General features: G+C 61.0%; 19 protein-coding genes and 1 pseudogene. 12 read left to right on the forward strand and 8 right to left on the reverse strand.

The features are described 5' to 3' along the window. Positions 1-82: 82 nt before the first annotated feature. Both U5L73_RS06710 and U5L73_RS06715 read right to left on the reverse strand, forming a co-directional pair. Entirely contained in the window at positions 83-895 is an 813-nt protein-coding gene (locus tag U5L73_RS06710; protein ID WP_322561617.1) for a crotonase/enoyl-CoA hydratase family protein, read from the reverse strand. 580 nt (positions 896-1,475) lie between these two features. Continuing rightward, positions 1,476-3,494 (reverse strand): annotated as a pseudogene (locus U5L73_RS06715) (FAD-dependent oxidoreductase); the annotation flags it as partial. Positions 3,495-3,632: 138 nt separating this feature from the next. Between U5L73_RS06715 and U5L73_RS06720 the strand changes: the two are divergent. After that, positions 3,633-4,169, forward strand: a complete 537-nt coding sequence (locus U5L73_RS06720) for a PadR family transcriptional regulator (RefSeq protein ID WP_322561618.1) — start codon at positions 3,633-3,635, stop codon at positions 4,167-4,169. Positions 4,170-5,453: 1,284 nt separating this feature from the next. Here the strand turns inward: U5L73_RS06720 and U5L73_RS06725 are convergent. After that, positions 5,454-6,065 (reverse strand): FMN-dependent NADH-azoreductase, encoded by a 612-nt coding sequence (locus tag U5L73_RS06725; protein WP_322561619.1) that lies wholly within the window; start codon positions 6,063-6,065, stop codon positions 5,454-5,456. 115 nt (positions 6,066-6,180) lie between these two features. On the opposite strand from U5L73_RS06725, the gene U5L73_RS06730 reads away from it, so the two are divergent. Next, positions 6,181-7,116, forward strand: coding sequence for a LysR family transcriptional regulator (locus U5L73_RS06730; protein WP_322561620.1), 936 nt, complete (start codon positions 6,181-6,183; stop codon positions 7,114-7,116). A gap of 13 nt (positions 7,117-7,129) precedes the next feature. Here the strand turns inward: U5L73_RS06730 and U5L73_RS06735 are convergent, their stop codons facing one another. The 3 genes from U5L73_RS06735 to U5L73_RS06745 all read right to left on the reverse strand — a co-directional run bounded on the left by U5L73_RS06735 (position 7,130) and on the right by U5L73_RS06745 (position 9,140). Further along, entirely contained in the window at positions 7,130-7,339 is a 210-nt protein-coding gene (locus tag U5L73_RS06735; protein WP_322561621.1) for a hypothetical protein, read from the reverse strand. Between the two features lie 18 nt (positions 7,340-7,357). Beyond that, positions 7,358-7,771 carry an excalibur calcium-binding domain-containing protein gene (locus U5L73_RS06740; protein WP_322561622.1) on the reverse strand — a complete coding sequence of 138 codons (414 nt, stop codon included), beginning with the start codon at positions 7,769-7,771 and terminating at the stop codon, positions 7,358-7,360. Between the two features lie 91 nt (positions 7,772-7,862). Then, positions 7,863-9,140 carry a patatin-like phospholipase family protein gene (locus tag U5L73_RS06745; protein ID WP_416221266.1) on the reverse strand — a complete coding sequence of 426 codons (1,278 nt, stop codon included), beginning with the start codon at positions 9,138-9,140 and terminating at the stop codon, positions 7,863-7,865. Between the two features lie 140 nt (positions 9,141-9,280). Here U5L73_RS06745 and apbC point away from each other — a divergent pair, with 140 nt between their 5' ends. The 10 genes from apbC (at position 9,281) to U5L73_RS06795 (ending at position 22,097) form a co-directional block, all read left to right on the forward strand. Beyond that, positions 9,281-10,372, forward strand: coding sequence for an iron-sulfur cluster carrier protein ApbC (gene apbC, locus U5L73_RS06750; protein WP_322561624.1), 1,092 nt, complete (start codon positions 9,281-9,283; stop codon positions 10,370-10,372). A 15-nt stretch (positions 10,373-10,387) separates the two neighbouring features. Continuing rightward, a complete protein-coding gene (locus U5L73_RS06755) occupies positions 10,388-11,335 on the forward strand; it encodes a LysR family transcriptional regulator (protein WP_322561625.1) in 948 nt (315 codons plus the stop codon). A gap of 110 nt (positions 11,336-11,445) precedes the next feature. Further along, complete coding sequence (locus U5L73_RS06760) at positions 11,446-12,987, forward strand: methyl-accepting chemotaxis protein (protein WP_322561626.1); 1,542 nt, start codon at positions 11,446-11,448, stop codon at positions 12,985-12,987. A gap of 139 nt (positions 12,988-13,126) precedes the next feature. After that, complete coding sequence (locus U5L73_RS06765) at positions 13,127-14,755, forward strand: OFA family MFS transporter (protein ID WP_322561627.1); 1,629 nt, start codon at positions 13,127-13,129, stop codon at positions 14,753-14,755. A gap of 27 nt (positions 14,756-14,782) precedes the next feature. Further along, the gene (mobA, locus tag U5L73_RS06770; RefSeq protein ID WP_322561628.1) at positions 14,783-15,526 is read left to right on the forward strand and encodes a molybdenum cofactor guanylyltransferase MobA; all 744 of its coding nucleotides are present in this window, start codon (positions 14,783-14,785) and stop codon (positions 15,524-15,526) included. Positions 15,527-15,683: 157 nt separating this feature from the next. Further along, the gene (locus U5L73_RS06775; protein ID WP_322561629.1) at positions 15,684-17,975 is read left to right on the forward strand and encodes an FdhF/YdeP family oxidoreductase; all 2,292 of its coding nucleotides are present in this window, start codon (positions 15,684-15,686) and stop codon (positions 17,973-17,975) included. After that, positions 17,972-18,229 carry an HTH domain-containing protein gene (locus U5L73_RS06780; protein WP_322561630.1) on the forward strand — a complete coding sequence of 86 codons (258 nt, stop codon included), beginning with the start codon at positions 17,972-17,974 and terminating at the stop codon, positions 18,227-18,229. The genes U5L73_RS06775 and U5L73_RS06780 overlap by 4 nt, the downstream gene beginning before the upstream one ends. After that, on the forward strand, positions 18,219-19,028 hold the full coding sequence (fdhD, locus tag U5L73_RS06785) for a formate dehydrogenase accessory sulfurtransferase FdhD (protein ID WP_322561631.1): 810 nt from the start codon (positions 18,219-18,221) through the stop codon (positions 19,026-19,028). Before U5L73_RS06780 ends, fdhD begins: the two co-directional genes overlap by 11 nt. Positions 19,029-19,111: 83 nt before the next feature. Beyond that, complete coding sequence (locus U5L73_RS06790) at positions 19,112-21,628, forward strand: ABC transporter permease (protein WP_322561632.1); 2,517 nt, start codon at positions 19,112-19,114, stop codon at positions 21,626-21,628. A 67-nt stretch (positions 21,629-21,695) separates the two neighbouring features. After that, positions 21,696-22,097 (forward strand): group II truncated hemoglobin, encoded by a 402-nt coding sequence (locus tag U5L73_RS06795; protein ID WP_322561633.1) that lies wholly within the window; start codon positions 21,696-21,698, stop codon positions 22,095-22,097. 29 nt (positions 22,098-22,126) lie between these two features. On the opposite strand, the gene U5L73_RS06800 is transcribed toward U5L73_RS06795, so the two are convergent. After that, positions 22,127-22,771, reverse strand: a complete 645-nt coding sequence (locus tag U5L73_RS06800) for a Smr/MutS family protein (protein ID WP_322561634.1) — start codon at positions 22,769-22,771, stop codon at positions 22,127-22,129. 9 nt (positions 22,772-22,780) lie between these two features. After that, entirely contained in the window at positions 22,781-23,500 is a 720-nt protein-coding gene (gene radC / locus U5L73_RS06805) for a RadC family protein (RefSeq protein ID WP_322561635.1), read from the reverse strand. Positions 23,501-23,595: the final 95 nt, after the last annotated feature.

The raw sequence follows: 23,595 nt of genomic DNA on the forward strand, positions 1-23,595 counted from the left end.
CGAAGCGGGCGGGGGACACGAGCGGAGGTACGTACCCCCAGCCTGCTGCGAGCCCAGCAAAGACGCAAGCGCGATAAGAAGCTCAGTCCTTAAACACAGGCGCCCGCTTCTGCATGTTCGCCGTCATCGCCTCAGTGAGGTCTTGGCTCATCAGCATGGCGGCGTTCCAGGTGGCAATGTAGTTCAGGCTGTCGGCCACGCTGTGGTCGCGGGCGTAGGTGATCATTTCCTTGGTGCCGCGGATCGACAGAGGGGACTTGCCCGCGATGGTGGCGGCAATCTCGTGCACACCGGCGTACAGCGCCTCGCGGCTCTCGAACACGCGGTTCACCAAGCCGATCTGCTTAGCTTCATCAGAATCCATCTTGCGGCCTGTGTAGGCCAGCTCGCGGGTAATGCCGTCGCCCACCAGCTTGGGCAGGCGCTGCAGGGTGCCCACGTCGGCGGTCATGCCGATGTCGATTTCCTTGATGGTGAAGTAGGCGTCTGCACTGGCATAGCGCATGTCGGCGCAGGTGACGAGGTCAATGCCGCCACCAATGCAGCCGCCGTGGATAGCCGCCAGCACCGGCTTGCGGCAGCGCTCCAGGCTGGTCAGTGTGTCTTGCATGTCCAGGATGACACGACGCATGGCTTCGCGGCTGCGGCCATCGCAGTCGTTGGCAATTTGGGCGCTCATGCCCATCATCATTTGCAGGTCGATGCCCGCGCAAAACAACTTGCCTTCGCCTTGCAGCACGGCCACACGCGCCTCCGGCGTACGGTCCACCCACTCAAAGGCCTGGCGAATCTCTTGCCACATGGTGGCGCTCATAGCGTTGGCTTTGTCGGGGCGGTTCAGGCGCACGGTGGCAATGTGCGCGTCCAGCGTGACGCTGAGGGTTTCAAATTGCATGGTGTCTCCTGTTTATGAGTGTTTTAGGCTACTAGCCCCCGTGGAATATGCGCGAGCAGCTAGCAAAACCATAGCGTAACGCTGCCGATGATCAGGCCTTGGCTGGCTTCATCATGGCCATATAGGGCGCCAGTCGCTTGCCCATCTCGTCACCCAGCGCCTGCAGGCCGCTCATGGGACGCACCATCACCTCAAAGTCGGTGATCTTGCCCTCGGCGTCGAACTGCACCATGTCGATGCCTTTGAGTTCCTTGCCGTTGACCTTGGCGCTGAACTCCAGCACCAGGCTCAGTCCGTCGGCACTGGCTAGCTCGCGGTGGTAGTGGAAGTCTTCAAACACCTGCACCACGTTGGTCAAGATGACTTGCACTGCCTGCGCGCTGGGGTAAGGCGTGTGCGCCATGGGCGAGCGGAACACCGCCTTGCGGTGCAGGATGGTGGGCAGCTCGGCCAGGTTGTTTTCGGCAATCATCTGGTGCCACAGCTTGAGGCTGGCGGCCACCGGGGCGGGCAGGGTTTGGGCCAGTGTGGGGGCAGCACCAGTTTGTGCAGCCTTGGCAGGTGCAGCGCCAAACGCCAGCGCCAGTTCGGTGCCTTGTTTGATGGCGCGCTTGGCGTCGAGCTCGGCGGCCACATCGGCGCCGCCGATCAGGTGCACGTTCACGCCTGCGGCTTGCAGGTCAGCCTGCAGTGCGCGCTGTGGGTCCTGGCCTGCACAGACTACTACGTTGTCCACCGGCAGCACCATGTCCTTGTCGCCCACGGAGATGTGCAGGCCCGCGTCGTCCACCTTGCGGTAGGTCACGCCGTTGATCATTTCCACCTCGCGGTTCTTGAGCGAGGTGCGATGAATCCAGCCGGTGGTCTTGCCCAGGCCGTCGCCTACCTTGCTGGTCTTGCGTTGCAGCAGGTAGACCTTGCGCGGCGTCTTCTCAATGTGCGCGGGCTTCAGGCCACCGGCGCTGGCATATGCAGTGTCCACACCCCATTCGGCAAAGAACTTGGCCTGGTCCAGGCTGGGGCTGGTGCCTTCGTGCAGCAAGAACTCTGCAGTGTCAAAGCCAATGCCGCCCGCGCCAATCAGCGCCACGGTTTTGCCTACCGGCTTCTTGTCGCGCAGCACGTCCAGGTAGCCCAGCACTTTGGGGTGGGTGATGCCTTCAATCTCGGGCATGCGCGGTGTCACGCCAGTGGCCAGCACCACGTGCTTAAAGCCTGCGGCCGTCAGGTCTTGGGCGCTCACTTTCTTATTCAGCTGCAGTTTCACACCGGTCAGCTCGATCTGCTTGCCGAAGTAACGCAGGGTCTCGTAGAACTCTTCCTTACCGGGCACTTGCTTGGCCACGTTGAACTGGCCGCCGATTTCGCTGGCTGCGTCAAACAAGGTGACGTCAAAGCCGCGCTTGGCCGCTTCGGTCGAAAACGCCAAACCGGCGGGGCCAGCGCCCACCACCGCAATGCGCTCTTTGCTGGGGGCGGGGCTGTCCACCATCAGCGTCTCGTGGCAGGCGCGCGGGTTCACCAGGCAGCTGGTGATCTTTCCGCCAAAGGTGTGGTCCAGGCAGGCCTGGTTACAGCCGATGCAGGTGTTGATCTGGTCGGCTTTGCCCTCGGCCGCCTTTTGTACAAACAGCGGGTCGGCCAGGAAGGGGCGGGCCATGCTCACCATGTCGGCTTGGCCGCTGCTAAGGATTTGCTCGGCCACCTCAGGCGTATTTATGCGGTTGGTGGCGATCAGCGGAATTTTCACCTTGCCTTTGAGTTGCTCAGTCACCCAGGCAAACGCAGCGCGTGGCACCTTGGTGGCGATGGTGGGAATGCGCGCCTCGTGCCAGCCGATGCCGGTGTTCAAGATGGTGACGCCAGCAGCTTCCAGCGCCTGCGCCAGTTGCACCACTTCTTCTTTGGTAGAGCCGCCTTCCACCAGGTCCAGCATGGACAGGCGGAAGATGATGATGAAGTTGGCGCCCACCCGTGCGCGCGTCTTGCGCACAATCTCCAGCGGGAAGCGGATGCGGTTTTCATACGAGCCGCCCCACTCGTCGTCGCGCTGGTTGGTTTGCTTGGCAATGAACTCGTTGATCAGGTAGCCCTCGGAGCCCATGATCTCCACGCCGTCGTAGCCCGAGCTTTGGGCCAAGGCTGCGGCATTGGCGTAGTCCTCAATGGTCTGGCTCACTTCTTCCGTGGTCAGCGCATGGGGGCGGAAGGGACTGATAGGCGCCTTGAGCGCGCTGGGTGCCACCAACTCAGGGTGGTAGGCGTAGCGGCCAAAGTGCAGGATCTGCATGCAAATCTTGCCGCCTGCGGCGTGCACGGCGTCGGTCACCACCTTGTGCTTGTCGGCTTCTTTTTGCGTGGTCATGGCCGCACCGCCGGGCATGGGGCGGGCGCGGTCGTTGGGGGCAATGCCGCCGGTCACGATCAGGCCCACGCCGCCCTTGGCACGCTCTGCGTAAAAGGCGGCCATGCGGGTGAAGCCGTCTTTGGCTTCTTCCAGGCCCACGTGCATGGAGCCCATGAGCACCCGGCTTTTCAGGGTGGTAAAGCCCAAATCCAGAGGGGCGAGCATGTGGGGGTAAGTGAGCGTGGCAGTCATGGGTGTCTCCTGTTATGTGTTCGGGTGGCCGGCCGTTACCAAGGCACGCGCGGCTATGCAACCAGTTGCAGTGTAGAAGTCTAGCCAAATTTATGCAACTGGTTGCATAGTTAGAGGGCTGCCCTTAGACTCGCCCGCATGTCGCTTGCCCATGCCGTGCTCACGTCGCTGATCGAAAAACCTTCCTCCGGCTACGAGTTGGCGCGCCGCTTTGACAAGTCCATCGGCTACTTCTGGCACGCCACCCACCAGCAGATTTACCGAGAGCTGGCCCGCATGGAAGAAAAAGGCTGGATCGTCTCGGACAGCGCGCCCGACGCCGGAGCGACCCGCAAGCGGGAGTACAAGGTGCTGCCTGCCGGTCGTGCCGAGCTGGTGCGCTGGACCAGTGAACCTGCCGCGCCCACCGATTTGCGGGACGAGTTCACCGTCAAAATCCGCGCCGATGCCGCTTTGAATGAAGTGGACTTGAGTGATGAATTGCGCGCCCGCATCGCCCAGCACACCGAACGCCTGGCCCACTACCGCGCCATCGAAGCCCGCGACTTTGCACGGGGCGATGCCATGCCGCGCGCGAAGCGGCTGCAGCACCTGATCCTGAAGAAGGGGATCATGTACGAGGAGGGGAGTATTGCCTGGGCGAGGGAGGCGTTGGAGGTGTTGGAAGGTGGCTAGCGAAGCAGACATGAATGCATGCTTCGACGACTGCTTTGCCGCGAAAGCCGCCTTTCGTGGGCGTGCTCCAGTGGGCTATAGTTTTCGAAGGTTTAACCCATTAACCGTTCGTTGGGTATCCAACATTCCCACATGGCAATCGCTCAGCGCCTTAAGCTCCCAGCTTCGTACAGTTTTGCCGCTTCTGCGGATTCGAACTTCATCGCCGCCCTTGGGCGGAATGTGGTGATCGCTAACACGCGAACGCTGCGTAAAGTCGGATCGTCACACCCCGTCTCACACCCATCAGATGCTTGCTTTAACGCCAACGGCACCCTATTGGCAGTCAAGAGTACATCTGGCCGTATAGTTGTGTTGTGTTCGTCGGATTCTGAGGTGCTCTGCGATCACGCAAATCAGCGAGACGGTGAAGGCAGTGAATTGCACTTCTCGCCCTGCGGAAAGTTTCTAATAGATGGCTCGTGGGACGGCGCGATATGCGTACGCGAGGCACTTCGGCCGAGCGTGGTTGATCAACTCCAGTTTCCCGGTGAGATGATCACTGGAGTCTCTCCATCAGGCAACTCCAAGCTGTGGCTGGTCACCCACCAGCCGCGAACCCCACCGGGAGCAAATACCCACGACCCAGCCCACCTGACGGTCTGGGACTGGCCATTAGTCAAACCAAAAAAAACAATTAGGCCATCACTAGCCAATATTCAGTCCTGCGTACTGTCCCCTGATGGAAAACGAATTGCACTCGTCGGCTTCGACGATTCGCTCTCTTCGCGAGTTCTCCAGGTCCTTTCAATTTCTGGAGAATGCCTCTTGCGCTTGCCAATCGAACTGGGCGGGACAAGTGCAGTGCTACGGTGGTCGCCCGACGGGGAGTTCATTGGGTCCGTGCAAAAAGGACGAATTGCAGTCTATAGCAGTGCCGATCTTTCAGAGTCGGCGTCCTACCCTTACGAGTACCCGTCTGACATTTGCTTTGCCAGTGATCGCTCGTTCATCGCTTTTGGGACATGGAGTTTTGGCGTTCTGGAGCGTAAAGGCGCAGATGTACTGAATAGGTAGGCAACGATTTCTAACCGTCGCCCACCGCAACACTCATAGCGCGGGTTCGAAGTGGGTGCTTCATGGCAATTTGAATGACTGTAATCTGGAAATCTGACCGGCCGCTTCCAGCCTCAAGCCGTCCCAACGGCTGCCTGCACAAAATTCATAGAACCCAAAACAACAAATCCCGGCAGAGCCGGGCTTTGTAGTTTGTGCAGTACCCAGCGGGTAATGCATAGAGGCTGATTAGGCAGCCAGCTTGGCAATGCCATTCGCAGCTTCTGCCATCGCTTCTGCCTTCTTGGCATCGCCCATGGCCAGGCCCTCGGCGCGGACAAAGCGCACGTCGGTGATGCCCAGGAAGCCGAACACGGTTTGCAGGTAGCTTTCTTGGTGCTCGGCAGCGCGGCCCCAGTCGTTGGTGGAGTACACGCCGCCACGGGTGGAGGCCACGATCACGGTCTTGCCGCCGGCCAAGCCCTTGGGGCCAGCTTCGGTGTAGGTAAAGGTGCGGCCGGCTTGGGCAATGCGGTCGATCCAGGACTTGAGTTGGCTGGGCACGCTGAAGTTGTACAGCGGGGCGCCCACGACGATCACGTCAGCGGCCAGGAACTGGGTCACCAGCGCCTCGGAGATGGCGTTTTCGCGCTTTTGCACGTCGGTTTGCTCAGCGCCAGCGGGAGCGCGGAAGCCCAGGGAATCGGCAGACAGGTGGTTGGGGGTGTCCACGGCCAGATCCAGGTATTCGACGGTGGTGTCTGGGTGGTTGGCAATCCATTGGGCCACGGTGTCCTTGGTCAGTTGGCGGGACACGGAGTGGGCGCTCAGGATGCTGGAGTCAATGTGCAAGAGTTTCATGGCAGGTCCTTCAAGAGGGGTAGTTCGATGGCACTAGTGTCTTTGAAAGGCTAATGATTGATAAGACCGCATATTTGCGTTAGATTGTTCTAAATTTGGAACAATAAGGGCGCTTATGCAAGACACCAATGACATGCTGTACTTCGCGGAGGTGGTAGAGCGTGGCGGTTTTGCGGCTGCGGGCCGGCACTTGGGGCTGCCCAAGTCCAAGCTGTCGCGCCGCGTGGCCGAGCTGGAAGAGCGCCTGGGCGTGCGCCTGCTGCAGCGCACCACCCGCAAGCTCTCGCTCACAGAAGTGGGCGAGGTGTACCTGCGCCACTGCCTAGCGGTGCGCGATGCGGCCGAGGCCGCTGCCGAAGCAGTAGAGCAGGTGCAGACCGAACCGCGCGGCACCATCCGCGTGGCCTGCCCGGTGACGCTGGCCCAGAGCACCGTGGGGCCCATCATGGCGCTGTTTTTAGCGCGCCACCCGTTGGTGAAGGTAGATATGCGCATCAGCAACCGGGTGGTGGACTTGGTGGAAGAGGGCATAGACGTTGCCTTGCGTGTGCGCCCTTCGCTGGATGACAGTGGCAGTTTGGTAGTGAAGAAGCTGGGCGAGTCCAGTGCCGTGCTGGTAGCTAGCCCGCAGCAGTTGGAGCGGCAGGGGCAGCCCACGTCTATCAATGACTTGTCGCGTATGGACACCATCGCCATGTCAGCTATCGATGGCCGCGCCAGCATGGTGTTGCTAGGGCCGGACGGAGCCACACACACCTTGGTGCACCAGCCGCGCTATGTGGCGGATGACCTGCTAACGCTCAAATTTGCCGCTCTGCAAGGCACTGGCTTGTGCTTTTTGCCGGATTACATGTGCCGCCGCGAGATAGAGCAAGGCCGGCTGGTGCATGTGTTGCCGGGCTGGGCGCCGCCGCGCGGCCTGTTTCATGCGGTGTACCCGTCACGCCGCGGCATGGTGCCAGCGGTGCGGCGGTTTTTGGACTTTCTGGGCGAACACACGAGCAACGAGGGCATGCCCGTGTTGCCGCAGGGTTGCCCGTCTATCGAGTGAGGCATGTGTTCGCTCAGTCCGGAACGCTGATTCCCATTTCAAGGAGCTTTTTGGCATAGCTGTCGCGCCGCTTAGCGGCCTTGGCCGCGGTGTCAATGGCCGCTGCAATAGCTTTGGGGCCTTTTTTCTCTACCGCTTTGATCAGGCTGTATTTGTGCACTGCTTCGGCTTCTGCGCGGCGGTAGGTGGCAATCAGTTCAGCGTAGGGGTGGGTTGGGTGCACAAGTATCTCTAGTTTGTTTTATTGGCACCATTGCTCTTCGCAAGGAATGCCGTCGTTGTCCCCATCCATTTTGACGCCCGGGCATTGGGCTAAAAAGAACTTGGCTTCACTGCAAGAGCTCATCTGGCTGCAATGTTTTCTACCATCGCACCGAAAGTTGGAGCTAGGTAGGGAATTCGACTGGGGAGCGGCTGGGCTGGGCAGCGCCTTTGCTGGTCCAAGGGCTTGTGCCTTCTCTTGTGGCGGCTGCTTCTGACGAGCCGCATTCAGCTCATCCACGGTTGGTCGCTTTTGACCCGTGGTGGTTTCACAAGGGATCTGTTGGATTTGAGTGACGCCGTTCGAAATGCATTTGTAAATCTGCGTCGCAAGCGCCGAGTTTGCCCAGAGGAGCGGGATCAGCGCGACGGCGCATAAGAGATGTATGAGCATAGGGTCTGGAAGGCTAAGGCACTCGTGACAACGAGTGCTGGTCCGGGGTGCCAGAGTGTTTTGGGAGGCAGAGCCCTATTTTTGCCTGTTTTCAGCGTAACCGGAGCGGGTCCAGCCGGTGTTCGACAAATTCTGTGTCGCCAGGCTCCGGGTCATTGTTGGCGGGGTCGTTCCAGCCGAAGAATTTGCAGACCTCGGCGCGCTGTCTCTGGGCATCTGCGTAGCCCAGCGCCATCAGCTCCGTGGTGTAGCCGCTCTCGAACAGCAGGTAGCTCGCGAGCGCGGCGCCTTTCACATCAGCCTTGGCCGACGACACGCCCACGCCGCCCAGCATGGTGCGCACCGCGTGCGGTAGGTCGCCCACATGGCGCGAGGCCACGGCATCGAGCCGCTGGCTAGGCGCAATGACCAGTAGCTCAACCGGCCTTAACGAGCTGCCTTTGCGCAATTCTTCAGGAACTAGTTTGATGGTCTGGTTGATGCGCTGCACCCGCTCTACATCGACGGCCAGTGCATCCAAAAAGATGTTGGACAAGGCGTGACCGGCGATCTGGGCGATGCTGGGGTAGCTGCTGGTGGTGTGCAGGTGGGCTTCTTCTTTGGGCTCATGCATGCGCCCGGCGCCGATCACCAGTATGCGTTCTGCTCCTAAATGGATAGCGGGTGCCACCGGCGCACTCTGGCGCATAGAGCCGTCGCCAAAGTACTCGTCCCGCCCGTTAATGTGCAATTGGGTGGCGGGAAACACAAACGGGATCGCGCTGGAGGCGAGCAAGTGTGCATGGGTGATCCGGTCCCGCACGGCGAATCGCTGGGTGCGGAACCAAGGCATCAGGCGCCTGTCACCTTCAAAAAAGGTCACGTGATCGCCGGTGCTGTAGCTCGACGCGGTAACCGCCAGCGCCTGCAAATGCCCTTGGCGTACCAGTTCCGGTAGGCGCTCTAGTGGCACTAGCCCCCGCAGAAGTTCGCCCAGCGGGCTGTTGTCCAGCAAGGAGCGCGGCTTGACGCGGCGCCATTTGGCAAGCACCCAGCCCAGTGATAGCAGGGTCATCCACGTCGCGCCCGAGCGCAGCATGCTGAGGTGGTCTGCGCGGTACACATCGTGCGCGTGGAAGTTTTGCCAGGTGTGCGCGATTTTGCGGACCGTGCCATCGAAATCATCCGACCCGCAGGCCAGGGCCGACGCATTGATTGCCCCGGCAGAAGTACCGGCAATGATCGGAAAGGGGTTAGGTTGCCAGCCTGCGCCGCAGGCCAAGCGCAGGTCGGCAATCGCCTCGAGAACGCCCACCTGGTAGGCGGCGCGGGCGCCTCCCCCGGTCAGCAGCAAGCCGGTCATGGGTACGGTGGACGGGGGAGCACTCATGCTGTTCATTATGAAAAGCCCACCGCACTTGTAAATAGAAAAGTGTGCGGGGTTAACCCTTGATGGGTGGCACAGACTTTGCACCTTGCGCAGCGGCGGGTATGCCCCCTTGGATAGACTCGCCCGATTCAGGAGTTTTTATGGCGTTTACCGAACAAGACATTACCCAGGCCCTGCAGAGCCTGATTGACCCAAACACCGGCGCCACGTTTGCCAGCGCCAAAGCCTTTAAAAACATCAAAGTACAAGGCGCTGATGTGCAGCTGGACCTGGAGCTGGGTTATCCCGCCAAGAGCCAATGGCCCGCGCTGGTGGAGCTGGTGTCCCAGGCCGCGCGCACTGTGGCTAGTGTCGGTGCCGTCACCGTGAGCCCCAAGCTCCACATCGTGCCCCATGCGGTGCAGCGTGGTGTGCAGCTGCTGCCGGGTGTGAAAAATATTGTGGCTGTGGCGTCTGGCAAGGGCGGTGTGGGCAAGAGCACCACCGCAGCCAACTTGGCCTTGGCATTGGCGGCTGAAGGCGTAAGGGTAGGTTTGCTTGACGCCGACATTTACGGCCCCAGCCAGCCCATGATGATGGGTATTGAAGGCCGCCCCGACACCACCGATGGCAAAACCATGGAGCCTATGGAGAACCATGGTGTGCAGGTCATGTCGATCGGTTTTCTGGTGGATGGCGACCAGGCCATGATCTGGCGCGGCCCCATGGCCACCCAAGCACTAGAGCAGTTGCTGCGCCAGACCAATTGGAAAGACCTTGATTACTTGATCGTTGACATGCCGCCTGGCACAGGCGACATCCAACTCACGCTCAGCCAGCGGGTTCCTTTGACCGGCGCAGTGGTGGTCACTACGCCGCAAGACATCGCCTTGTTGGATGCCAAAAAAGGCATCAAGATGTTTGAGAAGGTGGGTGTGCCGATTCTGGGCATTGTCGAAAACATGGCGGTACACGTGTGCAGCAACTGCGGCCATGTAGAGCACATTTTCGGGGCTGATGGCGGTAAAAAAATGGCAGCTGGCTACGGCATGGACTACTTGGGCGCTTTGCCGTTGGCCTTGCACATCCGTGAGCAAGCAGACAGCGGCACCCCGACCGTGGTGGCAGCGCCTGACAGCGAAGTGGCTGGCCTCTACAAAGGTATTGCCCGCCAGGTAGCCATCAAAATCGCGGCGCAATCGAAAGACTTCTCAAGCAAGTTCCCCACCATCACCATCAGCAAAAACAGCTGATCGGGCGGCGTTGGCATGAATCTGCTCTCGTCGCTGCGCTACCTGGTGGCTCTGGATGAGCACCGGCATTTCGCGCGGGCAGCCCAAGCCTGCCACATCACCCAGCCCGCACTCTCCAATGCTCTCAGGGCCTTGGAAGAAGAGTTTGCGGTGGTCATCGTGCGGCGTGGCAGGACTTTTGTGGGCTTCACCCCCGAGGGGGACAAGGTTCTTGATTCGGCTCGCCGCATGCTGCATGAGCACAAGGTTCTTGCGCAGTCCCTGCGCAGCACCGCAGATCAGCCTGCCGGTCGTTTTGTGGTGGGGGCTGTGCCGACCGCTGTGCCTATTGCGGCACGGTTCGCAGCCATGCTCCATGCCCGGCACCCGGAACTGATGCCCGTGGTGCTCTCGCTGAGTTCCAGTGAGCTTGAAAATCGGCTGGAGAGCCTGTCGATTGATTTGGCATTGGGCTACACCGAGCGGATGGATTTGCGGGCGGTGCAGCTCACGGCGTATCCGCAATACAACGAACACTACTTTTTGTTACGAAAATCCCGCGCGCCAGATGCGGTGGAATTGCAGATCACGGCGCCGGAATCATGGCTACAGGCGTCTGAGGTTTCCCTGTGCCTGTTGACCCCTGATATGCACAACCGCACGATCGTAGATGCCGCCTTTGCGGCGGCGGGTTGTGCCCCTAAGGTGGTGATGGAAACCAACTCCATTTTGACCATGGCCCTCAGCGTAGTGGCGGGCCAGGTGTGCAGCGTCATGCCCGGCGCACTGGTGTCCACTGTGCGGGGCTATCGGGAGCTGGAAGCAGTGCCTTTGGTGAGTCCACAAATACTTACCCCCATCAGTTTTATGGCACAGACCGCAGTTCGGCCATCGCGTGCGATGGAAGCCGCACTGCAGTTGGTGCAAGACAGTACATGGTTGCGCCAGGTGGCGACGCATACGGGACTTTTAACCCCCTTTTAGTTTGATTTGAATCAAGAAATTTGGTGTACAAACTGTGACTTTCAAAGTCACAAAACTTGCGGGGTCATTAGGTGTTGGACCGGCCACTGCAGTCACAGAGAGTTGCCCCCATGCGCTTGTTCAATGGCCCTCAGCGGCGTGTCAATGCCGCCGCCCGCAAATTCGCCTTAAGCCTGAGCGGCAGCTTTTCGCTCGATCCGCACACGCGGATTGATGTGCAAGGGCGCTCCACGCCAGCTTTGCGCAACGGTGCTCGCACCCTCAACATGGACTTTGTGCTCGCCGATAGTTTCACCAGCGAAACCGGCTTGGTTGCTACGGTGTTTGCAAGAGATGGCTACGATTTTTTTCGCGTCACTACCTCGATTCGCAAGCAGGACGGTGAGCGTGCGATCGGTACCCCGCTGGACCGCTCACAGCCGGCGTACACCGATGTTTTGCAAGGCCGTGCCCATACCGGCTACGCCATCGTATTCGGCAAGCAATATCTCACCCGCTACGAGCCGATCAAGGATGGTCAGGGCCAAGTGATTGGCGTTTTGTTTGTGGGTTTGGACGTGACATCGTCCCCCGGCATGGGGCTGTCAGCAGCGATGGCGTGGCGCGTATCGGCGGTCTATGGTGTTGCTGCGTCGCTCTACCTTGCTGCAAACGGGCAGCTTGAAAATCTCCAAGAGATGGGTATGAGCGGATTCATGCTGGCCCTGTTGTGGGTGACGACATATAGCCTGATGAACTACTACGTGGCCCAGCCGCTGAAAGCGGGGCACTCTGCATCCCAGCGGATGGCCTCGGGTGATTTGACACGGCAGGTTCATGTCGGCAGCAGCGACGACATCGGGCAAGTGCTCATGGCCATGAATAGCATCAATGTGGGCTTGACCCTGTTGATCGGCAAAGTGCGTAACGCTTCTGATGTGGTGGCCATGGGCACCAACGAAATCGCTGATGGCAACGTCGATTTGGCCAACCGCACCGAAAAGCAAGCCGGCGAGGTCAACGCCGCCGCCAGTGCGGTGCATCAACTCACCAGCACCGTAGCTCAAACGGCGGAGCAGACTCACAAGGTGAATCAACTCGTCACCAGCGTGGCGGGCGTTGCCAGCAGTGGAAGCCAAGTGGTGCAGGATGTGGTGAGCACCATGGGGCAGATATCGACCAGTGCCAACAAGATCAACGACATCATCGCCCTGATTGAAGGGATCGCTTTTCAGACCAATATCTTGGCCCTTAATGCAGCGGTTGAAGCCGCTCGCGCTGGCGAGCAAGGGCGGGGGTTTGCGGTTGTGGCCTCCGAGGTACGCAACTTGGCCAAACGGTCGTCGACCGCGGCACATGAAATCAAAGACCTGATTGCAGCCTCGGTGAGCAATGTCTCCGCCGGTAGCCAGCTGGTAGAAAAAACCCGTGAGTCCATGGAGGAAATCACCTCGTCCATCGCCGAGGTGGTGCGCTATATCGAGGGCATCGCCCGTGCAAGTCACGAGCAGAGTGCCGGTATCGAAAGCGTGAACCGCAGCATCTCCGAGATTGACCAAATGACGCAGCAAAACGCCGCGCTGGTCGAAGAGGCCGCTGCTGCGGCCATGCGTATGCGCGATCAATCGCACACGTTGACGGATGCCGTCAACACATTCAAGACCCCCTCGTAATTGCTGCGTAGCAGCATTTACTTTTTGAATCAATGCATGTGATGAATCCATTGGACTCATCCGGCTTGAACGGTGACACTGCGCCCGCCCCGTTGGACAGCGGTGAGTCAGTGTTTCTCTAAACCCCCAAGGAGACTTAATGTCTGGAATTCTCGACAAAGAACGGATCATCGCTGGTCCCGGCTTTAACCGCTGGCTGGTACCGCCGGCAGCGCTTGCCATTCACTTGTGTATCGGCATGGCCTATGGCTTTTCCGTGTTTTGGTTGCCACTCTCCAAAGCGCTGGGCATCAAAGATGCCATCAAGTGCGGCCCCGAAGTAGGTTTTTGGGCACAACTGTTCACGACCAGCTGCGACTGGCAAATCTCCACCTTGGGTTGGATGTACACCCTGTTCTTCGTGTTGCTGGGTTCCAGCGCTGCGATCTGGGGCGGTTGGCTTGAGCGTTCGGGCCCCCGCAAGGCAGGCGTGGTGTCGGCGGTGTGCTGGTGCGGCGGTATGTTGATTTCCGCCCTCGGTATCTACACCCACCAGTTCTGGCTCATGCTGCTGGGCTCTGGTGTTATCGGCGGTATCGGTTTGGGCTTGGGGTATATCTCCCCGGTGTCCACACTGATCAAGTGGTTCCCGGACCGTCGTGGCATGGCCACCGGCATGGCGATCATGGGCTTTGGTGGCGGTGCCATGATCGGCTCGCCGCTCGCGGCTGACCTGATGAAGTACTTCGCCACTCCCACCGACATGGGCGTGATGCAGACCTTTGTGGTGATGGCGCTGATCTATTTTGTGTTCATGATGGCAGGTGCCTTCGGCTACCGCGTGCCTGAAACCGGCTGGAAGCCAGCAGGCTGGACCCCCCCACCTGCGCAGGTGAACAACACCATGATCACCCAAAAGCACGTGCATGTGAAAAAGGTCTGGGGTATTCCTCAGTTCTGGCTCATCTGGATGGTGCTGTGCATGAACGTGAGTGCCGGTATCGGCGTGATCGGTATGGCGTCACCCATGCTGCAAGAAGTGTTTGGCGGCAGCTTGATCGGTGTGCAAGCCAAGTTCGGTGAGCTCGACAAAGCCCAACTGGCAGCCATCGCCACCGTAGCGGCCGGCTTTACTGCGCTGCTCTCGTTGTTCAACATCGGCGGCCGCTTCTTCTGGGCCAGCTTGTCCGACAAGATGGGTCGCAAGATCACCTACATCGTGTTCTTCGTGTTGGGCGGCCTGATGTACTTCAGCGTTCCCGGCAGCGCAGCCGCTGGCAGCATCGTGCTCTTTGTGGGCGCTTTCTGTGTGATTTTGAGTATGTACGGCGGCGGCTTCGCTACCGTGCCTGCGTATCTTGCTGACTTGTTTGGTACCCAAATGGTGGGTGCGATCCACGGCCGTCTGTTGACTGCTTGGGCTACCGCTGGTGTGTTGGGCCCTGTAGTGGTGAACTACATGCGCGAGTACCAATTGGGCTTGGGCATTCCCCGCGAGCAGGTGTACAACCAAACCATGTATATCCTGGTGGGCATGTTGGTGGTGGGCCTGATCTGCAACCTGTTGGTTCGCCCTTTGGACAACAAGTGGTTCATGACCGACGCTGAGTTGGCTGCTGAAAAGAAACTGGCCCACGAACGTGCTGCCGCTTCTGAAGTCGGCACTAGCACCGGCGGTGCAGATGCAATCCCGACTTGGGTAGTGGCATTTGCTTGGGCGGCTGTGGGTCTGCCTTTGGCATGGGGCGTTTACCGCACCTTGCTGAGCGTGGTCAAGTTCTTCGCTTAACGTTCCTGATACCCTCTTAGGAACGCTATGACACCATCCGGCCTCCCTCTGCAGGCCTCCGCCGCGGCGGGGGGGCGGGTGCTGTCAGGCGCAGCCCCTGTAGCGGCGGCCGCTGCTCTCACGCTGTCCGACATTACCGGATTAGTGTTGGCAGGCGGCCGCGGCATGCGCATGGGGGGTATCGATAAGGGCTTGCAGCCCCTCAACGGTGTGCCGCTGGTTCAACTGGCCATGCAGCGCTTGGCCGGGCAGCACGCAGGTGTGCTGGCGGGTGTGGTGGTCAACGCCAACCGCAATATAGATACCTATCTCGCTCTGGGTGAAACCACATTTGGTGCCGGGCGGGTGCAGGTGGTAGCAGATAGAGAGACTGATTTTTCGGGCCCCTTGGCCGGCTTTCAAGCAGGGCTGGACGTGTGCTCCACGCCGTTGATGCTGACCGTGCCTTGCGACAGCCCATTCTTCCCCTTGGATTTGGCCCATCGCCTCTTGGTTGCACTGCTGCATACCGGCGCCGACCTCGCGGTGGCAGTGGCCCCAGAGAAAGGGCGCGATGGCCTGGTGGCCTTACGCAGCCAGCCTGTATTTTGTTTGATGCGCACTACCTTGGCCCCCCGACTGCACGACTATCTGCTCAGTGGCGGTCGCAAAGTAGATGCCTGGGCTGCCAGCGTCCAAAGAGTGCAAGTTGCTTTCAACGCGCCGGGCGATGACCCGCGTGCTTTTACCAATACCAATACGCTGGACGAATTGCGCCAGCTCGAAGGTTGATGTACACGCTCGATGACATCGCCATTTCAATATTTGCAGGTGCGCTGGTCAGCGCAACGATGCCGGACCGCGTGATTGAAGGCCCTATTAGGCCTCTAGAGCCCTGCAGGCGCGACACGCCTGTAGGGCAGTAACAGTGTGACTTACGGAGTACCCCATGAGCGAACAAAAAATTGAGTTGTACGACGGCCCGGCCGGTGGTTGGGGCGCATTGCGCAGTGTCGGTAAAGCGCTGCTGCGCCAGGACATTCCGGTCAAAGGCGCCAAAACGCTGCTGTCGGCAAACCAGCCGGATGGTTTTGACTGCCCGGGCTGCGCCTGGCCCGACCGCAACCACGGCTCGACCTTTGAGTTTTGCGAAAACGGCGCAAAGGCCGTGGCCGCAGAAGCCACCGCACGCCGGGTCACGCGCGACTTTTTCGCTCAGCACAGCGTGGCCGAGCTGGCTTTGCAAAGCGACTTTGCCTTGGAAGACCACGGCCGATTGACCGAGCCCATGGTCTACGACGCGCAGACCGACCACTACCGCCCTATCAGCTGGGACGACGCCTTCGGCCTGATCGCCAAGCACCTCAACGCCTTGCCGGACCCTAACCAGGCGGCGTTTTACACCTCCGGGCGTGCCAGTAACGAGGCGGCGTTTTTGTACCAGTTGTTTGTGCGCCAGTACGGCACCAACAACTTCCCCGACTGCTCCAACATGTGCCACGAGCCCAGCGGCACCGGCATGCGCGAGAGCATCGGCGTTGGCAAGGGCACCGTCACGCTGGACGACTTCACGCAGGCCGAGGCTATTTTTATCTTCGGCCAGAACCCGGGCACCAACCACCCGCGCATGCTGGGCGAGTTGCGCCAGGCGGCCAAGCGCGGCGCGCGCATTGTGAGTATCAACCCGATGCGCGAGCGCGGGCTGGAGCGCTTTGCCGACCCGCAAGACAAGCTGGAAATGGCCACCCTGGGCGACACCGCCATCAGCAGCCACTACTTCCAGTTGCGCATAGGCGGCGACTTTGCTTTCGTCAAAGGCATGATGAAAGCCTTGGTCGAGTGGGATGACGCCGGCCGCCAAGTGCTGGACCATGCATTTATCGCTGAACACACCACCGGCTTTGACGCCCTGCTGCAAGACCTGCGCGCTGAATCCTGGGAGCTGCTGGAGAAAGAGTCCGGCTTGAGCACCGAGCACATGCGCAGTGCGGCGGATGTATACGCCAAGGCAGGCAGCACCATTGCCTGCTGGGGCATGGGTATTACTCAGCACCAGAATTCGGTGGCCACCATCCAGATGATCGTGAACCTGCTGCTCATGCGCGGCAACATTGGCCGCCCCGGTGCTGGCCCGTGCCCGGTGCGCGGCCATAGCAACGTGCAGGGCGACCGCACCATGGGTATCTGGGAACATCCTCCCAAATCGCTGTTACAAGGTCTGGAGCGCGTGTTCGGCTTTACACCTCCGCAGGAGCCGGGCCTTGGCACGGTAGACACCATTCGCGCCATGCTGGACGGGCAGGTCAAGGTGTTCTTTGCGCTGGGCGGCAACTTCGCCGCCGCCACGCCCGACACGGTGCAGACCTGGAAGGCGCTTCGCCAGTGCGACCTGACAGTGCATGTCACTACCAAGCTCAACCGCAGCCACATCGTGCACGGCCGGGACGCCCTGATCCTGCCCTGCCTGGGTCGCACCGAGATGGATATGCAAGCCGGCGGCCTGCAAGGCGTGACCGTGGAAGACTCGATGAGCATGGTGCACATCTCCATGGGCATCAACCCGCCAGCAGCCCCTGATTTGCTGTCGGAGCCGGCCATCTTGGCCCGCCTGGCGGCAGCGACCTTGGGCGCACGCAGCCAAACCCCGTGGTTGTGGCTGGTAGAAGACTACAGCCGCATCCGCGACAAAATCGCCGAGGTGTTTGTGGACTTTGCCGACTTCAACACCCGCGTGAGCGTGCCCGGCGGCTTCCGCCTGCGCAACACCGCGAGCGAGCGAGTCTGGATCACAGGGCCCGGCAAGGCGGTGTTCAAGACTCACGCGGTGCCGGTGGATACCCCCTTGCACCAGGCGCGCCAGCGCAAGGGCGATGCCAAAGTGTTCGCCCTGATGACCACCCGCTCCCACGACCAGTACAACACCACCATTTATGGCAACGACGACCGCTACCGCGGCGTATTCGGCCAGCGCCGGGTGGTGTTCGCCAACGAGCAAGACATTCGCGATCTCGGCATGAAAGCCGGGGACCTGATCGACTTTGTGACCGAGTGGGCCAGTGGCGATGAGCGCCGGGCCGAGGGTTTCAAGCTGGTGGCCTACAACATCCCCCGGGGTTGTGTAGGGGCCTACTACCCCGAAACCAACCCTCTGGTTCCACTGGACTCGGTGGCTATTAACGCGGGCACGCCGACCTCCAAGTGCATTCCGGTGCTGATGCTGCCCCACAAGGCCGCCGCGTGATCTCAGACTTGCAGCAAACCTTGCTGCTGGCGCTGTACCGCGAGGGTAAGCCAGTCTCGCTGCCCAAGCTGGGCAAGCAGCTGGGCTTGAGCGGCAGCGTGGTCATGCGCGCACTCGCCACTTTGGGCGATGCCGCCATTGCCGGCCAGCCTGGGCCGGGCTGGGTCCGGCTGGACATGGCCGATGCCCGCTGGACTGCCAGCCTGACCGAGGCCGGGCGGCTGCAGTGTGCGGAGTACGACCATGCAGCCTGACGAATGGCAGGCACCGCTGCGAAGCTGTGTCGTGGACCGCTGGCCACAAGACGGGCAAACCACCGATGTGATTGCCGCCGAAGTGCCGGTGGCGCTGGAGTTCAATGGCATTTCGCACGCGGTCATGCTGGCCACCCCACAGGACCTGGAGGCCTTTGCCCTGGGTTTTGCCCTGACTGAAGGCATTTTGGACACTGCGGCCCAGTGCTACTGCATCGAGGTGGAAGCGGTGCAGACCGACGCGGTGCAGGGCCTCGCCGTCAAGCTGGAGATTGCTGCCTCGTGTTTCCAGCGGCTCAAGTCGCAACGGCGCAGCCTCACAGGCAACACCGGCTGCGGGCTTTGCGGGGTAGAAAGCCTTGCGGCCCTCGGGCCCGCACTGCAGGTCATGCCGCCGCAACCGTGGCTGGCTGGCTTGACGGTCGAGACGCTGCTGCGCGCTTCCCGCGCGCTGCCCGATCACCAACCGCTGAACCGGGCTTGCGGCGCGCTGCATGCGGCCGCGTGGGTCAGCCCGGAAGGCGAGCTGTTGGCCGTGATGGAAGACGTGGGCCGCCACAACGCGCTCGACAAGCTCTTGGGCCAGCGCGCCCGCGATCCCCGATTGCAGGGGCCCGGCTTTGTGTTCATGACCAGCCGCGCCAGCCATGAGCTGATCCGCAAATGCGTGCGCATGGGCGTGGGCGCCATGGCCGCTATTTCTGCACCTACCGACTTTGCGGTGGACGTTGCCACACGCAGCGGCCTGCAGCTGTGGGGCTTGGTGCGCGGCCAGCGGGCGGTGCGCTACACCCGGTAAAGCGCCTCAGAGGCCTTGCGAGCAGCGGGGGAGCAGGGTCTCAGGAATAATCCCTAGGTGTTCTGTGGTGCAGGGAGGCCGTTTTGAAATTATCTTTTTTTGCGCTCGGTTGGCGCACTTTGTGGCGCGATGTGCGCTCCGGCGAACTGCGTTTGCTGATTCTGGCCGTCACCCTGGCGGTGGCCGCACTCACCGCTGTCGGTTTCTTTGCGGACCGGCTGCAGGGCGGCTTGCAGCGTGATGCGCGGCAACTGCTCGGCGGCGATGCGGTGATCTCCAGTGACAACAAGCCGCCTGCGGCCTTTGAAGAGCGGGCACGTGCACTGGGCTTGCAGGTGGTGCACACCTTGGGCTTTCCCACTATGGCCCGCGCCAGCGATACCCAAGGCGGCGCTGCCAAACTGGTAGCCCTCAAAACCGTCGAGGCCGGCTACCCTTTGCGCGGCACCTTGCGTATCAGCCAGTCACCCGACACCCCTGATACCCCCACCCGTGACATTCCTGCTCCCGGCCAAGCCTGGGTCGATGCGGCATTGCTCGATGCCATCGGCATTCAGGTGGGCGACACCCTTTTGCTCGGCGATTCGCAGCTCAAGGTGGGGTCTATTTTGGTAACTGAGCCTGACCGCGGTGGCGGTTTTATGAACTTCGCCCCCCGGGTGATGGTGAACGAGGCTGATATTGCGGCCACCGGCCTGATCCAACCTGCCAGCCGCTTGAGCTACCGCATGGCCGTGGCTGGCCCTGAGGCGGCAGTCAAAACCTATGTGGAGTGGGCGGACGATCAGGTCAAAAACGGCGTGCGTGGCGTGCGGGTGGAGTCGCTGGAGAGCGGGAGCCCTGAGATGAGCCAAACCCTGGACCGCGCTAACAAGTTTTTGAGCCTGGTCGCCCTGCTGGCGGCATTGCTTAGCGCGGTAGCAGTGGCGCTGGCAGCGCGCGCCTTTGCCGCCAACCACTTGGACGACTGCGCCATGCTGCGGGTGTTGGGCCTGTCGCAGCGCACCATTGCCAGCGCTTACGCCTTCGAGTTTGCGCTGGTAGGCCTGTTTGCCAGCCTTTTGGGGGTGGCCGTGGGCTTTGGGGTGCACTATTTGTTTGTGGCCTTGCTGGCCGGGCTGGTGAGCGCCACCTTGCCGGCGGCATCCATCTGGCCCGCGCTGCTCGGTATTGGTATGGGCTTGACGCTGCTGATGGCCTTCGGCTTGCCGCCAGTGCTGCAGCTGGCACAGGTGCCGGCCTTGCGGGTGATTCGACGTGATGTGGGCAACCTGCGCCCCGCGTCTCTGAGCGTGCTGGCAATTGGTGTAGCCGGCTTTGCCGCCTTGCTGCTCACCGTGAGCAGCGATTTGACCTTGGGCCTGATTGCCGTGGGCGGTTTTGCCGGTGCGGTGTTGGTGTTTGCCGGCTTGGGCTGGCTGGCTGTGAAGTTGTTGCGTAAAGCCGTGAATGAGAGCACCGCGCCGCGCTGGCTGGTGCTGGCCACGCGCCAGATCTCGGCCCGCCCCATGTACACCGTGGTGCAGGTGAGCGCCTTGTCGGTGGGCTTGTTGGCGCTTGTGCTGCTGGTGCTGTTGCGCACCGACCTGATTGCCAGCTGGCGCAAAGCCACCCCGCCCGACGCACCCAACCGTTTTGTGATCAATGTGATGCCCGAGCAATCGGATGCGTTCCAAAAAGCACTGGTGGACAAGGGAGTGACCAAGTTTGACTGGTTCCCGATGATCCGCGGCCGGTTGGTGGCGGTGAACGACAAAGCTGTCTCTCCCGACGACTACACCGAAGACCGTGCCAAGCGCTTGGTGGACCGCGAGTTCAATATTTCGCACAGCGCCAAAAACCCGCAGCACAACTTGATTGTGGATGGCCGCTGGACTGAAGAAGAGGCCGGTGCCATCAGCGTAGAAGAGGGTATTGCCAAAGCTCTGAATCTCAAACTCGGCGATACCCTGCGCTTTGATGTGGGCGGAGTGCAAACTGAAGCCAAAATTACCTCGCTGCGCAAGGTGGACTGGGGCTCGATGCGGGCGAACTTCTTTGTGATGTTCCCGGTCAGCACCCTCAAAGACGTGCCCAGCACCTACATGGGCGCCTTCAAAGCGCCTGAGACCAAGGGGTTTGACAACTCCCTGGTGCGCGAATTCCCCAACATCACCAACGTTGACATGAGCAGCACCATCAACCAGGTGCAGCGGGTGCTGGACCAGGTGATTCGTGCGGTGGAGTTTTTGTTCGGTTTCACGCTAGCCGCGGGGCTGGTGGTGTTGTTTGCCGCAGTCACCGCTACCCGCGAAGACCGCGCCCGCGAGTTCGCCATCATGCGGGCGGTGGGCGCGGGCAGCAGTCTGCTGCGCCAGGTGCAGCGCACCGAACTGGCAGGCGTGGGCTTGTTGGCGGGCTTTTTGGCTTCCATCGTGGCCGCTGCGGTGGGCTGGGCCTTGGCGCGTTTTGTGTTTGAGTTCGACTGGACGGTGCAGCTCTGGGTGCCACTGGTGGGCGCCTTGGCCGGTGCGGTGCTGGCGCTGGCCGCTGGCTGGTGGGGCCTGCGTGACGTGTTGCGCCGCCCGGTTGTTGAAACCCTGCGCCGCGCTGGCAGCTGATTGCTCTTATTTTTATAGCGGATGGCGCACGTTCCATGAGCGCCAGAGGAATTTTCGCTTGTAAGTCATGCAGATTCAAGAACCCAACGCCAAAACCCCGTTTGAATGGATTGGGGGCGAGCCCGTGATCCGCAGCATGGTGGACCGCTTTTATGACCTGATGGATCTGGAGCCGGGCTACGCCGAACTACGTGCGGCCCACGGCACCGAGCTCGACAAGGCGCGCGACCATCTGTTCTGGTTTTTGTGCGGCTGGATGGGCGGGCCGGATTATTTTGTGGAGCGCTTCGGCCATCCGCGCCTGCGGGCGCGTCACATGCCATTCAAGATCGGCATTCTGGAGCGCGATCAGTGGCTGGCCTGCATGGACCAGGCCATGGGCGACGCCGCTATCGACCCGGTGCTGCGCGAGCGGCTCAAGACCTCGTTTTTTCAGACCGCCGACTGGATGCGTAACGTCGGCACCTGAGGCCCAGCCTCAAAGGGGTTTAGCGGCGTTCAGGCTCGGTTCTGGGGCTGGAGCAGCACTACCAGTGCGCCTGCTCCACCTTGCGCTGGCTGGGCCTGTACAAAAGCCACCACCTCGGCTTTTTGCACCAGCCATTTGTGCACTTTCTCTTTAAGCACCGGCGCCTTGCCCGGTGAGCCCAACCCCTTGCCGTGCACCACCCGCACGCAGCGTATGCCGTTGCGGTGCGATTCGCGGATGAAGGCGCCCAGCGCCTCGCGCGCCTCGTCACTGCGGTAGCCGTGCAGGTCAATTTGCTTTTGGATGCTCCATTTGCCCTTGCGCAGTTTTTGCGTCACATCGGTGCTCACGCCGGGGCGGCGAAAGCTCAGGTGCTCGTCGGTGTCCAGCAGGGTGGTGACGTCGATCTCGTCGCTCAGCGCCTCTTGCAGCGCGGCTGCGTCGTCCAGCATTTGCTGCTTGGGAATGGGCTTGGGGGGTTCTGGCGCTAATTTGGCGCGCTCAGGCGGTGCCATGGGTTTGACTTTGCCGATGGCGGCTTGAAACAGGTTGCTGGCTGCAGCTTTGCGCTTGGCCTCAAGGGCTCTTTGCGCCGCCAACGCGGCTTCGCGTGCGGCTTGGGCTTCGATGGCTTTTTTGACCTGCTTGAGGTCGGAAAGGGCGTTGATTTTCATGACGGCCCTTTAAATGAGTCCGGTCTCGGCCATGGACAGTGCCTGGCCGGGTCCTACGATGATGTGGTCCAGCACCCGCACATCCACCAGTGCGAGCGCGGCTTTGAGTGTGTGGGTCAGTGCTTCGTCGGCCCGGCTGGGCTGCACACTGCCGCTGGGGTGGTTGTGCGCCAGCACGACGGCAGCAGCGCTGTGGTGCAGCGCACGGATCACCACCTCGCGCGGGTACACACTGGTTTGGGTGAGCGTGCCGCGAAACAGCTCTTCCATGGCTAGCAGCTTGTTCTGGCTGTCCAGAAACAGCACCGCAAACACCTCATGCCCTTTGGCGGCCAGGTGCAGCTGCAGGTAGTGCTTGACGGCTTGCGGGTCGGCAAACACCTCGCGCTCTTGCAGGCGCTGCGCCATAGCGCGGCGGGCAAGCTCCAGCACCGCCACAATCTCGGCCCGCTTGGCAGGCCCCAGACCTTTGACGCGCTTGAGGTCGTCGGCGGTCGCGTGCAACAGACCCGCTATGCCTCCAAACCCGCCCTGGCCCTCGTTGATATTGCGCGAGGCGCTATCTTTTTTGAGTTGCAGCAGCTCTTCGGCCATCTGCAACACCCCTTTGCCCGCAATGCCGGTGCGCAGCAAAATGGCCAGCAGCTCCGCATCGCTGAGCGCCCCGGGGCCACGCGCGAGCAGCTTCTCGCGCGGTTGGCTTTCGAGGGGGAGGTCTTTGAGGGGCATGGCAGAAGTGGCTGTTCAAGGGGGAGTTCAGGGCTAAGCCCGAGCCTGATGGGGTCATCAGGGCTAGCTTTCTACAATAGAGGCCAGTTTATCGG

The organism is Rhodoferax sp., assembly GCF_034520025.1.
GTDB lineage: Bacteria > Pseudomonadota > Gammaproteobacteria > Burkholderiales > Burkholderiaceae_C > Allorhodoferax.

Coding starts and splice junctions, on each gene's coding strand:
- U5L73_RS06710 (WP_322561617.1), bottom strand. CDS start 895: ATGCAATTTGAAACCCTCAGCGTCACGCTGGACGCGCACATTGCCACC.
- U5L73_RS06720 (WP_322561618.1), top strand. CDS start 3,633: ATGTCGCTTGCCCATGCCGTGCTCACGTCGCTGATCGAAAAACCTTCC.
- U5L73_RS06725 (WP_322561619.1), bottom strand. CDS start 6,065: ATGAAACTCTTGCACATTGACTCCAGCATCCTGAGCGCCCACTCCGTG.
- U5L73_RS06730 (WP_322561620.1), top strand. CDS start 6,181: ATGCAAGACACCAATGACATGCTGTACTTCGCGGAGGTGGTAGAGCGT.
- U5L73_RS06740 (WP_322561622.1), bottom strand. CDS start 7,771: ATGCTCATACATCTCTTATGCGCCGTCGCGCTGATCCCGCTCCTCTGG.
- U5L73_RS06745 (WP_416221266.1), bottom strand. CDS start 9,140: ATGAGTGCTCCCCCGTCCACCGTACCCATGACCGGCTTGCTGCTGACC.
- apbC (WP_322561624.1), top strand. CDS start 9,281: ATGGCGTTTACCGAACAAGACATTACCCAGGCCCTGCAGAGCCTGATT.
- U5L73_RS06755 (WP_322561625.1), top strand. CDS start 10,388: ATGAATCTGCTCTCGTCGCTGCGCTACCTGGTGGCTCTGGATGAGCAC.
- U5L73_RS06760 (WP_322561626.1), top strand. CDS start 11,446: ATGCGCTTGTTCAATGGCCCTCAGCGGCGTGTCAATGCCGCCGCCCGC.
- U5L73_RS06765 (WP_322561627.1), top strand. CDS start 13,127: ATGTCTGGAATTCTCGACAAAGAACGGATCATCGCTGGTCCCGGCTTT.
- mobA (WP_322561628.1), top strand. CDS start 14,783: ATGACACCATCCGGCCTCCCTCTGCAGGCCTCCGCCGCGGCGGGGGGG.
- U5L73_RS06775 (WP_322561629.1), top strand. CDS start 15,684: ATGAGCGAACAAAAAATTGAGTTGTACGACGGCCCGGCCGGTGGTTGG.
- fdhD (WP_322561631.1), top strand. CDS start 18,219: ATGCAGCCTGACGAATGGCAGGCACCGCTGCGAAGCTGTGTCGTGGAC.
- U5L73_RS06795 (WP_322561633.1), top strand. CDS start 21,696: ATGCAGATTCAAGAACCCAACGCCAAAACCCCGTTTGAATGGATTGGG.
- U5L73_RS06800 (WP_322561634.1), bottom strand. CDS start 22,771: ATGAAAATCAACGCCCTTTCCGACCTCAAGCAGGTCAAAAAAGCCATC.
- radC (WP_322561635.1), bottom strand. CDS start 23,500: ATGCCCCTCAAAGACCTCCCCCTCGAAAGCCAACCGCGCGAGAAGCTG.